We start from the raw sequence: 14,275 nt of genomic DNA on the forward strand, positions 1-14,275 counted from the left end.
GAACATAAGACGCCGATACATTAAGTAATCCTTACCTTTTAATCTGCAGATTGGCGAAAGCAAATACAATAGCTTCAGTTTCATGATAAGGGGGCTGGCGGAGTTTGTCAAGTAAGTTTTTTGTTTCTGCGGGCTACTACCCTTTCTTGGTGGACTAAAATCACAACAGCTGCAGAACCTAAATTGCTTCATACTACACCTTTCCCCTGAAACTAAAATCTATATACTTAACTTTAGAAACTTTAAAATAAGATGCGATCTAATATTAGGCAGTTATTTTACTATATAAAGCCTAATCTATCTTATTTCATCATAGCTTTTATTGCAGTTTTATTTTCAGCCTTAACGATCCTCCTCTTTGGCAGAGGCTTAAGCAATATAATTGATTCTGGCACAGAGCACGATTTTACTACCAAACTATTAGTTGCAATACTTATAGTTTTAGCCATTTCTCTCACTGCATTTACTCGGTTATATTTCATTGGCATTGGCAGCGAGAAAGTTATCGCAAGAATCAGATATGACTTATATAGCAGTATCACTAACTTGCAACCAAGTTTCTTTGAGAACACAGGTGTACAAGATGTTATCTCAGCGTTAATTACTGATACCTCTGTGCTGCAATCAATAATAAACAGCAGCTTACTAACCATATTACGAAATTTTGTGATTCTGATTGGCAGTGTTGCTATGTTATTATATACAAATATACAACTAACTGCGTATGCAGCCGCAATAATACCTATACTACTCATTATCATGACCTCACTTGGAAAAAAAGTGCGTAGCCATGCACGCTTTGCCCAGGATAAATTAAGTGAGCTTGCGTCATTTAGTGAGGAAAATTTTAGATCTATAGTGACTATCAAATCGTTTGTACTCGAGGAAAACGAAAAAATCCGTTTTAAGGAACATTTAAACTCAGTATCAAAATCATACGTAAAATTAGTACTCTTGCGTGCTATTTTAGTAACTCTAGTTATCACGTGTGTGATAGGTTCACTAGTTGTTTTGCTCTTTTTTGGTATTAAAGAAGTCTTAAGCAATAATATAACTATTGGAGAACTCTCCTCATTTGTGTTTTATTCAGCGCTCGCAGCAGGAGCTATAAATAATTTGAGCGATAATATCAGTGATTTACAACGAGGTCTTGGAATAGTAGAGCGTTTATTTGAATTTAAAAATATGAAAAGCTCTATAGCAGATCCCGATGATCCTATAAAAATTTGTAGTGTTCAAAAGGGAATTTCGTTTAATGGCGTAACATTTTTTTATGAATCTCAGTCTGATAAGCCAGCGTTAAATAACGTATCATTTTCTATAGAGGCAGGTCAAGCAGTATCAATTGTTGGACCATCTGGCAGTGGTAAAAGCACCATTTTAAAGCTTCTGCTCCGTTTTCATGATCCAAACAAAGGTAGCATTACTATCGATGGGCACAACATTAAGTCAATTGCGCTAAATGACCTCAGATCGTTGTTTGGCTTAGTGCCACAAGATCACATGATATTCTCTTGCTCAATAATGGAAAATATACTATATGGCAAACCAGGTGCCGAATATGAGGAAGTGAAGCAAGCAGCCATCAGCGCTTATGCAATGGAATTTATTGATAAGCTGCCTGATAAATTTGATACATTTGTAGGAAAAAGAGGATTAAAACTTTCTGAAGGACAAAAACAACGTATTGTAATAGCAAGGGCCATACTCAACAATCCTCAGGTTTTAATACTGGATGAAGCAACCTCTGCCCTTGATTACAAAAGTGAGAACCTCGTGCAAAAAGCATTGAGCAAGTTAATGCAAAACAGAACAACAATCGTAATTACACACAGGCTATCAACCGCACTCAAGACTGACAAGATTATAGTAATTAATCATGGAAAAGTAGAAGAAGTAGGCACTCATGACTCTCTAATAAGTAAAGACGGGCTATATGCAAAACTGGCGAAGATACAGTGGAATTGAAAGAAAATTTAAATCATACCGTTAGTTGATATGCTAGATTTATAATTAAAATTATTAAATTTTTAATTTTATTATTTTATAATGGTTCCATAGTTATCCGGAAATTTCGTGATCTGTAGTTTCTTTCATTCACGTTATATTCATAGCTTGTTCTATCTTAATGTAATTCCAATTTTGACTGTATAGGAGGTCTCTATGTTAAAACATAACTATAGTGATAAAATCAATAATCGCTATTCATATACTAACAAATTTTCTTATAGTGATGAGGGTGTAGACGAGACGATCAAGGATAAAATCACAACTGAAGATCAGGTAGTAACTGATGATGTTGAAGAGCCTGATGCTGGTAATGATGGTTACAGCGAAGGTATGGCTTTCTCTTACCATGGTTACGGCAACGACTTAATATAAACTCTGATCCAGGAAGATAAAATAGTTAAGATAAACCTTCAACTAGTCCCACTTATTCACTATACTGCTATAGATTTTATAGCAATATAGTGAATGAACATTTTTAAGCAGATTTCTTCTCTAATCTTTAGTAAATTGAATGAGTTGAAACAAAGGGGTGTTATAAGCACAAGTGCAGCAAACTTTATCATAGAGCCTCCAAGCAATAGAGTCCATGGAGACATTTACACAAATGTTGCTATGGTGCTTGCAAAGCATGAAAAGAAGAATCCCATTGAAATTGCAGAGGTTTTAGCCAAAGAATTTGAACTTTTTGATGAAGTTGCAAAAGTGGAAATAGCAGGCTCTGGTTTCATCAACATGCACTTAAAAATAGAAGTGTGGCATGGAATTTTAAAACAAATAAATGAGCTAAAAACAGAGTTTGGCACCCTAGATATAGGGAACAATCAGGCCATTAATGTTGAATTTGTATCTGCAAATCCAACTGGTCCACTGCATATTGGTCATGCAAGAGGGGCAGTATTTGGTGACGTTCTGGCAAATTTATTGAAAAAAGTTGGTTATAAAGTTACTAAGGAATACTATATTAATGATGCTGGAGCGCAGATAGATACGCTAATTCGGTCAGTATATTTGCGGTATAAGGAAGCTCTGGGAGAAAAAATCAGCATCGAAAAAGGTTTATACCCAGGTGAATATTTAAAACCAATAGGGACTGGGCTGGCCAAAAAATATGGCGCAGAGCTTCTAGAAAAGCAAGATAATCAAGTGATTAGAGACTATACTTTAAGTTCTATCTTAGAAATCATAAAGGAAGACATGAACTTACTTGGAGTAAATCATGATGTTTTTACTTCAGAGTATGAGCTACAAAAAAGTGGCAAAATTGAAGAGAGTATAAAGATATTGTCTGACAAGGGTCTAGTGTATGAAGAGTACCTGGAGAAACCAAAAGGCAAAGAAAGCGAAAATTGGACTTCCAGAAAAGAGATGCTATTTCGCTCTACAAAATTTGGTGATGACGTTGACCGTGCATTGAAGAAAGAGGACGGCAGTTGGACTTATTTTGCCTCGGATATCGCTTACCATTTTGATAAGATATCGCGTGGTTTTAACAATATGATCGTAGAGCTTGGTAGTGACCACGGCGGTTATGTCAAAAGACTCAAAGCAGTCGTCTCTGCGCTCAGTGATGATCAAGCAAAAATAGAGGTAAAACTGCATAATATTGTGAATTTTTTCGAGAACGGCAAACCTGTTAAGATGTCCAAAAGATCAGGAAACTTCCTAACAGCAAGAGATGTAGTGGAAGAAGTTGGCAGGGACATAACTCGTTTTATAATGCTAACACGCAAGAATGATATGGTCTTGGACTTTGATTTTGCTAAAGTTAAAGAACAGTCAAAAGACAACCCTATTTTTTACGTGCAATATGCGCATGCTCGTGCTCATTCGTTAATGCGTAATGCTCCAAAAGAGCTCCCAACAGCAGATCCTTCACTTTTAAGGACAGGTGGAGAGCTCTTCCTCATAAAAACCTTAGCAAAGTGGCCAGATGTGGTAGAAATTGCAGCAAGGCTTTGTGAGCCACACAGAATTACTTTCTACTTACTTGAAGTTGCAGAAGCGTTTCACGTTTTATGGGGGTATGGCAAGAGTGATTTAAACATGCGTTTCATACTGGAAGACAACTTAAACCTCACCGCTGCAAGAATGTTTCTCGTGCAGGCCTTAGCACACGTCATCGCTTCTGGACTTTCTATCTTCAATATAGAGCCTTTGGAAGAGATGAGTTGATTTTTTTATGCAAGATTGTTTTTTCAACGAATAGAGAAGTTGACAAAATTAAGTAAAAATGTTATAGTTTATAGTAGTATTTTCTGGTTAATATATGGCTCACAGTCAAAAAAAGCTCAATGTTAATGTAAGTTTTGACAGTAAATTGGCTCAGTATCTTACAGAAATGGCAGAGACTCAAAATAAAACTATTCCTGAAGTTTTAGTAGATTTAGTGGAAGAAGAGTTCGAAGAAGATGTAGAGCTATCCAAAATAGCTGACGATCGCCTCTCTGAAGGTGAAGAAGAAGTAGAGGATGATGAAAACATCTGGAAATAAAACTTACACTATAAAATTCTTAAAAAATGTTATTGAAAAAGAAATTCCAGCTCTTCCGGCAAAGATTAAATTAATGGTTCAGGAGGCCATAAAGAAACGCCTTACAGTTGATCCTTTTAATCTAGGAAAGCCTTTATGTCATAGCTTTAGAGGGCAATATAGGATAAGGGTTAGCAACTACTGTATAATTTACAGCATAAATCATTCAGAGCGCAGAGTACTTATTACTGCAGTGGGGCATAGAAAAAACATTTACAAACACAGGAGATTACACAATTAAAAATATAAGAAAGATCTCACCGCTGCAACTTGTCCAAGCCTTAGCACACGTCATTGCTTCTGGACTTTCTATCTTTAATATAGAGCCGTTAGAAGAAATGAGTTGATTTTTTTTTGTTACAATATGTAATGATCAAAATATTATTCAAAGTAGGGTAAAGTTATGACGATCAGTTTTAGGGAGTATTCAACTGTATTCACTGAAGTTGCGGAACAGACAGATTTAAATGGAAATAACATAATTGAAAGAATAAAAGGGCATTAGCATAGATCCCGCTAACAAGCAGCGGGATGACGGTTGTCAGGGTGTCAGGCTAGTACCTTCTCTTGTCATCCCAGTGCCCAGACACTGGGATCCAGAAAAGTTTGCTTGTTCACAAGCAAACTAGCATGGAAAGTGGTTACAACATTTTCGATGAGATTATATGGAAAACTGTATTCCAGTGTCAAGCACTGGAATACATCACAGGGGCACTGGAATGACACCCTTTACGGGCTCTTAAATTGTAACTATAAATGTTTAAGAAATTTACCAAATAAAAAAAAGGCAAAAGAAGCCCCATGGTGGTTGGCTATTTACTATGTACTAAAATATCGGCGTTTTTTTTATTCTAAAACGCTTGATTAAGAGCGATTTAGCTGCTTTTAACTTGCAACTAACCTACACCGCAAGTGTTTAAGAAATTTACTAAGCAGGAAAAAAGGCAAAGAAACCCCGTAGTAGCTAGCATTCAAATTCTCCCTTGTCAATTTGACGTTTTTTACTGTCTTAAACGCTTTGTAAGCGCGTTTCGGCTTATATAGATAAAAACCTAAAAATTTTTAAAGACATGCGATGCACGTAGTGCGAAAAATTAAACATGAGACGCCAAATACCCTAAGTTTTTTGTCATTAACCTGCACAGATTGCGAAGATAAATAAATAGCTTCAGTTTCATGATAAGGGGGTTGGCGAAGGGTGTCAAGTAATTCCGTTCCTTATGGGTAAAAAAAGAGAAACTCTAAGTTGCAGCCGCACAATGTTTCTCTTTTCTGCTGTTGATGATTATTTCGCCTATTGTAACTGCCGCTAGAATAAAGCAATAATATACCTGTGTTAATAAAGAAATAGGTGATACAGAGGCGATGCTACCTGCTAGCAATAGTTGGGAACCATAAGGTAAGATACCTTTTGTAGCACAAGCAAAAACATCTAATAAGTATGCGCTGCGATGTGGCGCAATACTGTGTTTTTGTGCAAGCCTTTTTGCAATGCCACCACTTAGTAAAATAGCAATGGTATTATTGGCAACTAAGGTAGTAAACATAGACGCAATTCCTGCTATCACAAATTCAGCTTTAGTTTTTGTGATATTGCTTTCATCGATGAGTTTATGCAACGCTTTTTGACCTTGCTTGTACATTATATGGCTCAATCCACCGATAAATAGAGCAAATATCACTATTTCGTTTACTTTTTTGAAACCGTCATACACGTCATGAGGAAATTGAATGATAGCATAGTCAAAAAAAGTTATTCCTAGCACACCAGCAATAATTATGTTTATAGTTATTGTTACTAAAGTGGCGACTTCAAGCAGCCCCATGATTATTAAAGAAATGTAAGGAATAATTTTTATTATAGAATAATAATCTAAATTTGATATAGAAATAATTTTTGTACTATTTGAGGCAACTGCTAGGTAGATGAGTGTTATAATGCTGGCAATAAGTGCAACTTTAGAGTTCATTTTAAGTTTATCTTTTGCTGAAGCTTCCTGTGAAGAAACAGATGCAATGGTGGTATCAGATATCATCGAAAGGTTATCGCCAAACACGGCACCACCTACTACAGTTGCAGTTCCTATTTCGAGACCAAAAGCTCCACTTTTTGCCAGATTAACAGCTATAGGTACCATCAGCGCAACAACTCCCATAGATGTGCCAATTGCAGTTGAAATAAAAGCAGAAGCCAAAAATACTCCAGGCAGCAGTAATCTTGCTGGAAGGAAATTAAGAATTAAATTAGCAACAGTGTCTGCGCTACCAATTGATTGAGTAACTGCAGAAAATGCTCCAGAAAATAAAAAAATTAAACACATAGTAAGGGTGTTTTTGTCACCCATGCCCTTGATAACAGTATCGATGTTATGCTGAGTTTTATTTGTACCACGTGAGACAGCAAAAAATAGTGCTGGTAACAAGCATATTACTGGTGAAACCTGATGAAGTGGATTATCAGTTCCGATAAAAGAAAAATAAGCACCACTTCCAAGATACAAGATTAAAAAAATAATCAAGGGGACAAAAGCTGTCATTTTACTGTACCTAAACTTATAACTATAACTAATTAAGTGGTTTTAAGCAAGTTTGGTTTTCACTAGTTCTACAGGAAGTCAATAGCAGAGTTTTAAACTTCATATTTAATCTACTAAATAAATAGCACATGTAGCTTATTGCTTGACAATAGGATCTAATTGTTGTCTAGATTCCAGCATCACGCGCACAACTGTACGAACATTTGTTTGCGAAGAAATGTTATAGCTGGTTTTGCCTCAAACACAAAGATGTCATCCGAGTAGCTGACTACTTGGATCCAGAAAATTTTGCTGCGAGTAAGCAAATTTGTTTGGTGAGCATAGAAAGTGGAATGTGTAAGCGCAGCCTCAACAGGTTGTCATCCAAGTAGCTGACTACTTGGATCCAGCTGAGTTGGTGAGTATAAAAGTATAGCTAACGCGAGCTCTACGTCATACCGCCGCAGAATAATTAACCGTCATACCGCGATTCATTCGCAGTATCCCTTCGCGGTATCCCTTAGCCGCTAACAAGCAGCGGGATACTATCTACACCGTCATACCGCGATTCATTCGCGGTATCTCAGCCGCTAACAAGAGATCCAGCTAACAAGCAGCGGGATGACGAGTTACTATACCGCTGCGAACCGTCATACCGCCGTGGTATCTCTAGATCCCGCTAACACGTAGTGGGATGACGATTGTCAGGGTAGCTGTCATCCCAGTAGCCTCTTTCTCTTGTCATCCTAGTGCCCTGACTACTTGGATCCAGAAAAAAGAATGGTGTCATGAAAGTAGCTGACACTGGTCTCCATCCAAAAGGGTGTCATCCGAGTAGCTTGACTACTTGGATCCAGGAAACTTAATTGCAAGTAATGCATTGGGTTTGGTGAGTATGGGTTTTGCGTTATAGAATGAAGCACTTTTTGTGAATTTGTAAAGAAAACTGGATCCAAGTAGTCAGGGCACTGGGATGACATCATCCTTTTTTTTGGATTCCAGACTGGAATGACAGCAGTCCTACGTCATACCGCGATTCATTCGCGGTATCTCTAGATCCCGCTAACAAGCAGCGGGATGACGGTTGTCGTTTAGCTATAAATATTTAAGAAATTTACTAAACAGAAAAAAAGGCAAAAGAAGCCCCGTAGTTGGCTAATTACTTACATTATACTTTCAAGTATGGCGTTTTTTTATTCTAAACGCTTAATAACCGCGACTCAGCTGCTTTTAAATGCAACTAACCTTAGCTATAAATATTTAAGAAATTTACTAAACAGAAAAAAAGGCAAAAGAAACCCTAGGGTAGCTAGTTATTCACTATCCATTTTTTAAGTTGGCGTTTTTTTATGTTTTAAACGCTTTATAAGCGCGTTTCAGCTTATGTAGGTAGAAGTTTGATAAAGACATAAGGTGCACATAGTGCAAAAAATTAAACATGAGACGCCAGATACGTGAGTTTTTTTGTCATTTAATCTGTACAGAGAAGATAAATAAATAGCTTCAGTGTTTATGATAAGGGGGCTGGCGGAGTTTGTCAAGCAAGTTTTTTATTTCTAGCGGTTGTTGCCAAAAACTATACAAGAAGTCTATTGAAATTACGTATATCAATCGTTGTAAAATCACACAATTGCTCTGTAGAGCTATGCCCTGTAATAATTACTATACCATTTTGCTCAGAGCGTATTGAGATTAGGTTCAGCACTAATTCACACGTTGCACTATCAAGATTACAAAATGGTTCATCTATCAGCCAAACGTTTGCATTAGAAATCAAGAGGCGAGCAAGCGCAACTCTCCTTTTCCAGCCTGCAGAAAGTTCGCCATATCTAATATTAAGTACAGGTTGCAACTGCAAGCAACAAATAGCTGCCACAATCAATTCTCTAGTATTTCGTATTCCTGCCCAGAATTCTACGTTTTGAGCAACAGTTAAGCTATCTTTACAGGCATTCTTATGGCCTATATAGACCATAGAAGGTATATAGGATTTTGGATCATCATATATATCTTTTCCGCAGTGCCTTATATTGCCTGATACCGGTGGTAAAAGTCCAGATAAACTTCTAATTAAGCTGGTTTTACCACTACCATTTGGACCAGTGATTAGAATCTTTGATTTTAGCTCAGCTTTAAAACTGAGATTCTTAAATAGTACCTTATTATTACGAGCGCAGGATAAATTTTCACATTCAAGCATGGATTATCTGCCCTTCCCCTTATGTTTACCTTGAGTTGAAGCCTGAGCCTTAACAAACAGCTCCCAAAATCCTTTCTGTCCGCCTTCTCTATGTATCAATTGTGCAAAACGCTGCATTAAACCATTACCCATCATAACCATCTTTGTCCATTTACCTACCGGTTTTGCTATGTCAACTATTTCTGGATCTTCTTTATAAACTTGCACATCTTTTTGTTTCTCGCGTAGCGTTTCTTGTTGTTTCATCAACTCTTTTTGCTTATTTTTTTGATATAATTCATTGAATTTTCTGTCTTCTTCCCACTCTTCTTTAAAAACTTTTCTAGGAAATATGATTTTTCTAATGCGATTTTTGTATATTTTTCTCAAAAAGAGAAATACTGCAGCTACAGCAAGTAATGTTACGCTATATAATATGATCTGTGTAAGTGGCATTTCCTGTATCTAATTCATTAAAAATACCCTTACTATTATACCATAATTATAGAAATTGTGCAATTTTTTTGCGGGTAAAGACAATATAAAAGCAGTACTGCTCTATTTCGAAAATTGCGCAAATATCTGACGAACGGGCTTGTATGTAATAAGGTTTATTTCTATACTTCTTAAAGAATTTAGAAGTAAAACAAATATGAACTGCTATAAAACTCATACGTGCAATGAACTGAGGAAGAACGACGTAGAAAAGGAAGTTACCCTTTCTGGATGGTTATATCGTAAGCGCGACCATGGTAACCTAATTTTTGTTGATTTAAGAGACTTCTACGGAATCACTCAGCTAGTATTTAATAATGACAAAGACTTTTTTGATGAGATATCAAATTTAAAATTGGAGAGTGTAATTACTGTTACAGGAATAGTTGAAGCTAGAACTGAAGATACGGTAAACAGCTCTATTTCTACCGGAGAAATCGAGGTGATAGTCAACAATTTGCGCGTTGAGTCGGAAGTTGAGTTCCACTTTGATGAAGAAATAGCAAAAGAAGAAAGAAGTATATTGGCAAGCATTACCGGCGAGCAAGAATACCCAGAAAACATGAGATTTAAATATCGATTTCTTGACTTAAGACGTGAAAAAGTCCGCAACAATATTATTTTGCGCTCACAAATTATTGCAGAGCTCCGCAAGCTCATGATAGAGCGAGGATTTTTAGAGATTCAAACTCCAATACTCACTGCTTCCTCTCCTGAAGGAGCACGCGACTACCTAGTGCCAAGCAGGCTAAATCCTGGCAAGTTCTATGCATTGCCACAAGCTCCGCAGATTTTCAAACAGTTGCTCATGGTTTCAGGGTTTGATAAATATTTCCAAATTGCACCGTGTTTTCGTGATGAAGACGCAAGGGCTGACCGTTCTCCGGGAGAGTTTTATCAGCTAGATCTTGAAATGTCTTTTGTAACTCAAGAAGACATCTTTCAGATTATTGAGTCTACCTTATATAGAGTGTTTGCTAAATTTTCTCGTAAGTCTGTTGATAAAGATTTTCCACGTATTACATATAAAGAAGCAATGCTTAAATATGGTTCTGATAAGCCAGATCTGCGCAATCCACTATTAATCAGCGATGTTACAGAAATTTTTCGTGATTCAGGGTTCAATATTTTCAAAAGCAATATTGAGCGTGGTATGGTAGTGAGAGCCATCCCTGCACCTAAAACAGCAGAGGAACCACGCAGCTTCTTTGATAAAAAGATAGAACATGCGCAAAAAGAATTCGGTGCTAAGGGTCTCGGATATATAACGTTTGATAAAGATGGAACTGCGAAAGGCCCAATTGCTAAATTTCTTGATGAAAATAGGCTAAACCACATAAGAGAAGCAACAAACATAGAGCCAGGAGATAGTGTATTTTTTGCTTCTGACAAAGAGAATGAGGCGGCAAACATTGCAGGAAAAGTACGCACTCTTTTAGGGTCAGAACTCAGTCTTATAGATGATAATATCTTCAAGTTTTGTTGGATCATTGATTTTCCATATTTTGTATATGACGATAAAAGTAAAAAAATCGATTTCTTTCATAACCCATTCTCCATGCCACACGGTGGTCTGAAAGATTTAGAGGACAAAAATCCACTGGATATCCTTGCTTACCAATATGATCTTGTTTGCAATGGAATAGAACTGTCAAGTGGGGCGATTCGTAATAACAAACTGGATATCATGTATAAAGCTTTTGCCATTGCAGGTTATAGCCGGGGAGAAGTTGATACAAGATTCGGTGCACTTGTACGTGCATTCAGATTTGGTGTTCCTCCTCATGGTGGAATAGCACCAGGAGTTGATAGAATAGTTATGCTGCTTGCTGATGAGCCAAATATTCGTGAAGTAATCTGTTTTCCTATGAACCAGCAAGGTGAAGATGTTCTAATGGGTGCTCCTTCCAAGGTGGAGGATAAGCATTTACGTGAATTATCCTTGAAGGTTATTGAATGAAAAATTTTATAGCAAGGAGCACCGGTTAATGATATATTAGGTTATGTTAAATTGAAAGACCATGAATAATATCCAAAAAGCAATACTATCGGGCATGATCTGTAACATGATTGTGTGGTATGAACTCACTCTTTTTGGAGTATTAACAGATACAATCATCAACGTTTTTTTCCCATCAGAAGATCATTATTTGAGTACACTCAAATTCCTTGGTGTTTTTGCAATTGGTTTTGCGTTTAGACCAATTGGTGCAGTAATTTTTGGTTATATGGGAGATAAGTATGGCAGAAGAAAGACTTTACTTACTTCAGTAATATTAATTTCAATATCATCCACAATTATGGGAATTATACCTGGGTATAAAGAAATAGGGTTGCTTTCACCTGTATTGCTTGTGTTTTGTAGAATAGTGCAAGGAATAACTGCAGGAGGTGAAACAAGCATTAATACAGCATTTACGATAGAGCATTCAAAAGATAAAAAAAATCTAGGTTTCTTAGGAAGTATGAAGCCCTTTAGCGGAGCCCTTGGAACGCTCTTATGCATAACAATGATATTTATCTGCAAAAGAGTTACAGGTGAGAACTATGAAATATGGGGATGGAAGTTGCTTTTTTATTTTTGCTTTTTTTTGGGGACAATAGGTTTTTTAACTAGGTACATATTAAAAGAAAGCTTAGCATATAAAACTAATAAGTACGCTAATAATTTAGCACATTCACCATTGTTAGAACTAGTAAGAAACTATAAAAGACCGCTTATTATTTCAATCAATCTGGGAATTGCTCAGAATGCAATTGTCTACGCAGCAATAATGTTTTATAATATATCAATAAAAGAGCTAGTTATTTTATCTATTAGTGTTAAAGATTTAATGAGGATAGTAATACAGGTTGTATTTGCAGCATCTGCGGTACTTTTTGCAATTTTATCTGATAAAGTTGGAAGAAAACGCGTAATGATTCCTGTACTGATTATGCTATCTCTGATTGGTACATGTGTATTACCATTATTATCTTCCGTTAACCACTATGTCGTAATAATAACTTACTTATTGATTACTATACCAGTAGGTGCATCTTTTGGAATATATGGTTCTGTTATTTGTGAACTGTTTCCAACAAAAGTAAGATGCACTGGCGTAAGCTTAGCAAATAATATATCTGCAGGAATTTTTGGTGGCCTTTCTCCATACATATGCATGTGGCTTATAGAAAAAACCGAAACAAAACTTGCAGCAGGCATTTATCTTACTGCCTGCGCATTAATTAGCCTAATATCTGTGCTTCAAATTAAAGCCAAAGACAGAAAAGTTGATTGGTGAAATCGTTTCAGTCGAAAAATAGCGCTTCAATGGATTTTTCGATGTGTTTAGTGATAGGAGCGGTGATAGTGATTTCTTTATTGTTTGGCAGTTTTAAAGATAAAGAATGCGAATGAAGGTGAATTTTATTTGCTATCCCATCAATAAAAGCTTTTTTACCACCATATTTACCGTCACCAAGAATAGGGCAATTTATATGAGCTAAATGTGCACGTAACTGATGGGTTCTGCCGGTAATTGGTTGTAATTTTAAATAAGCAACATTGTGTTTGGATTTTGCTATAATTGAAAAATGCGTAGTGGCATTCTGAGGTGAATTTTCATCAACGACCACTTTTTCTTGACCTGAAACATATTTTTTCACCAATGGATAGTCTATTGTTCCACTATCCTTGCTCGGTATGCCAGAAGTTAATGCTAAATAAGTTTTTTTTACTCTTCGTCCTTTAAATTCTTCCATAAGGTATCTGGCAACATTAGCGTTGCGTGCGAATATTATCACTCCACTCGTATCTCTATCTAGCCTATGGACAATTTTAAATGTTTCTCCCTCTCTTATTTGGTCAAGCAAATCACTCATGCTAATCTTTACTTTTACGCCACCTTGAACGATGACCCCTGCGGGTTTGTTTATAGCTAGTATATATTCGTCTTCATATAATATGTTCTCTCTTAGTAGATTCACTAACTTTTCATTATATTTGCGATCAGAATTAGCGTTTTCAATATAATGCAAGTGCTTCAGCGTTATAGTTTGCCCAGAATTTACTCTATCACTGGACTTTGCTTTGCAATCATCAACTTTGATTAATCCTTTCCTTAAAGATTTTTCAATTACAGATTGCTTTAGATCAGGAAAGATTCTTCTGATGTACCTATCCAGCCTAACGTTATCGTCTTCTATTAATATGGTTTTTATACTTTGTAGCATTCCATTATTTATAATGAATATCTAGTGAAATGTCAATTATTGGTGTCATTCCAGTGTCAAGCACTGGAATGACACCGAAGGGGCTACTGCCGTCATAAAGGAACCAGTGTCAGCTACTCGGATGACAGGAGAAGGAGACTACTGAGATGACAGCTAGCCTGACAACCGTCATCCCGCTGCTTGTTAGCGGGATCTAGAGATACCGCGAATGAATCGCGGTATGACGGTTCGCGGCGGCATGACGTAGAGCTTGCGTTAGCTATACTTTTATACTAACCAACTCAGCTGGATCCAAGTAGTCAGAGCACTGGGATGACAAAAAAAGGAGGG

General features: G+C 36.6%; 15 protein-coding genes. 9 read left to right on the forward strand and 6 right to left on the reverse strand.

Annotated elements, in window-relative coordinates; all coding sequences use genetic code 11:
• The first annotated feature begins 252 nt into the window (after positions 1-252).
• The 6 genes from WOCAOBSORBRA_RS00220 to WOCAOBSORBRA_RS00245 all read left to right on the forward strand — a co-directional run bounded on the left by WOCAOBSORBRA_RS00220 (position 253) and on the right by WOCAOBSORBRA_RS00245 (position 5,263).
• Positions 253-1,968 (forward strand): ABC transporter ATP-binding protein, encoded by a 1,716-nt coding sequence (locus WOCAOBSORBRA_RS00220; protein WP_174515649.1) that lies wholly within the window; start codon positions 253-255, stop codon positions 1,966-1,968.
• 195 nt (positions 1,969-2,163) lie between these two features.
• Positions 2,164-2,382, forward strand: coding sequence for a hypothetical protein (locus WOCAOBSORBRA_RS00225; protein WP_010962563.1), 219 nt, complete (start codon positions 2,164-2,166; stop codon positions 2,380-2,382).
• 93 nt (positions 2,383-2,475) lie between these two features.
• On the forward strand, positions 2,476-4,182 hold the full coding sequence (gene argS, locus WOCAOBSORBRA_RS00230) for an arginine--tRNA ligase (protein WP_174515650.1): 1,707 nt from the start codon (positions 2,476-2,478) through the stop codon (positions 4,180-4,182).
• A gap of 94 nt (positions 4,183-4,276) precedes the next feature.
• The gene (locus WOCAOBSORBRA_RS00235) at positions 4,277-4,501 is read left to right on the forward strand and encodes a hypothetical protein (RefSeq protein ID WP_010962565.1); all 225 of its coding nucleotides are present in this window, start codon (positions 4,277-4,279) and stop codon (positions 4,499-4,501) included.
• Positions 4,482-4,781, forward strand: coding sequence for a type II toxin-antitoxin system RelE family toxin (locus tag WOCAOBSORBRA_RS00240; RefSeq protein WP_077188096.1), 300 nt, complete (start codon positions 4,482-4,484; stop codon positions 4,779-4,781). The genes WOCAOBSORBRA_RS00235 and WOCAOBSORBRA_RS00240 overlap by 20 nt, the downstream gene beginning before the upstream one ends.
• Positions 4,782-5,107: 326 nt before the next feature.
• The gene (locus WOCAOBSORBRA_RS00245) at positions 5,108-5,263 is read left to right on the forward strand and encodes a hypothetical protein (protein WP_167347043.1); all 156 of its coding nucleotides are present in this window, start codon (positions 5,108-5,110) and stop codon (positions 5,261-5,263) included.
• Positions 5,264-5,781: 518 nt separating this feature from the next.
• Here the strand turns inward: WOCAOBSORBRA_RS00245 and WOCAOBSORBRA_RS00250 are convergent.
• Positions 5,782-7,077, reverse strand: a complete 1,296-nt coding sequence (locus WOCAOBSORBRA_RS00250) for a Na+/H+ antiporter NhaC family protein (RefSeq protein WP_174515651.1) — start codon at positions 7,075-7,077, stop codon at positions 5,782-5,784.
• Between the two features lie 203 nt (positions 7,078-7,280).
• Between WOCAOBSORBRA_RS00250 and WOCAOBSORBRA_RS00255 the strand changes: the two genes are divergently transcribed.
• Positions 7,281-7,448, forward strand: a complete 168-nt coding sequence (locus tag WOCAOBSORBRA_RS00255) for a hypothetical protein (protein WP_155975180.1) — start codon at positions 7,281-7,283, stop codon at positions 7,446-7,448.
• Positions 7,449-7,735: 287 nt separating this feature from the next.
• On the opposite strand, the gene WOCAOBSORBRA_RS06390 is transcribed toward WOCAOBSORBRA_RS00255, so the two are convergent.
• The 4 genes from WOCAOBSORBRA_RS06390 to WOCAOBSORBRA_RS00270 form a co-directional block, all read right to left on the reverse strand.
• On the reverse strand, positions 7,736-7,861 hold the full coding sequence (locus tag WOCAOBSORBRA_RS06390) for a hypothetical protein (protein WP_264705915.1): 126 nt from the start codon (positions 7,859-7,861) through the stop codon (positions 7,736-7,738).
• Positions 7,815-8,036: a hypothetical protein gene (locus WOCAOBSORBRA_RS00260; RefSeq protein ID WP_174515652.1), complete on the reverse strand. Its 222-nt coding sequence runs from the start codon at positions 8,034-8,036 to the stop codon at positions 7,815-7,817. The genes WOCAOBSORBRA_RS06390 and WOCAOBSORBRA_RS00260 overlap by 47 nt, the downstream gene beginning before the upstream one ends.
• A 596-nt stretch (positions 8,037-8,632) precedes the next feature.
• The gene (gene ccmA, locus WOCAOBSORBRA_RS00265) at positions 8,633-9,256 is read right to left on the reverse strand and encodes a heme ABC exporter ATP-binding protein CcmA (protein ID WP_155968378.1); all 624 of its coding nucleotides are present in this window, start codon (positions 9,254-9,256) and stop codon (positions 8,633-8,635) included.
• Positions 9,257-9,259: 3 nt separating this feature from the next.
• Complete coding sequence (locus tag WOCAOBSORBRA_RS00270; RefSeq protein ID WP_174515653.1) at positions 9,260-9,691, reverse strand: hypothetical protein; 432 nt, start codon at positions 9,689-9,691, stop codon at positions 9,260-9,262.
• Between the two features lie 196 nt (positions 9,692-9,887).
• Between WOCAOBSORBRA_RS00270 and aspS the strand changes: the two genes are divergently transcribed.
• Together aspS and WOCAOBSORBRA_RS00280 are read left to right on the forward strand one after the other, a co-directional pair.
• Positions 9,888-11,690 carry an aspartate--tRNA ligase gene (gene aspS / locus WOCAOBSORBRA_RS00275; RefSeq protein ID WP_007548818.1) on the forward strand — a complete coding sequence of 601 codons (1,803 nt, stop codon included), beginning with the start codon at positions 9,888-9,890 and terminating at the stop codon, positions 11,688-11,690.
• 61 nt (positions 11,691-11,751) lie between these two features.
• Positions 11,752-13,014 carry an MFS transporter gene (locus WOCAOBSORBRA_RS00280; RefSeq protein WP_006280528.1) on the forward strand — a complete coding sequence of 421 codons (1,263 nt, stop codon included), beginning with the start codon at positions 11,752-11,754 and terminating at the stop codon, positions 13,012-13,014.
• A 7-nt stretch (positions 13,015-13,021) separates the two neighbouring features.
• On the opposite strand, the gene WOCAOBSORBRA_RS00285 is transcribed toward WOCAOBSORBRA_RS00280, so the two are convergent.
• Positions 13,022-13,945 (reverse strand): RluA family pseudouridine synthase, encoded by a 924-nt coding sequence (locus WOCAOBSORBRA_RS00285; protein ID WP_155968382.1) that lies wholly within the window; start codon positions 13,943-13,945, stop codon positions 13,022-13,024.
• Between the last annotated feature and the right edge of the window lie 330 nt (positions 13,946-14,275).

It is taken from the genome of Wolbachia endosymbiont of Cardiocondyla obscurior, from assembly GCF_902713635.1.
Taxonomy (GTDB): domain Bacteria; phylum Pseudomonadota; class Alphaproteobacteria; order Rickettsiales; family Anaplasmataceae; genus Wolbachia; species Wolbachia pipientis.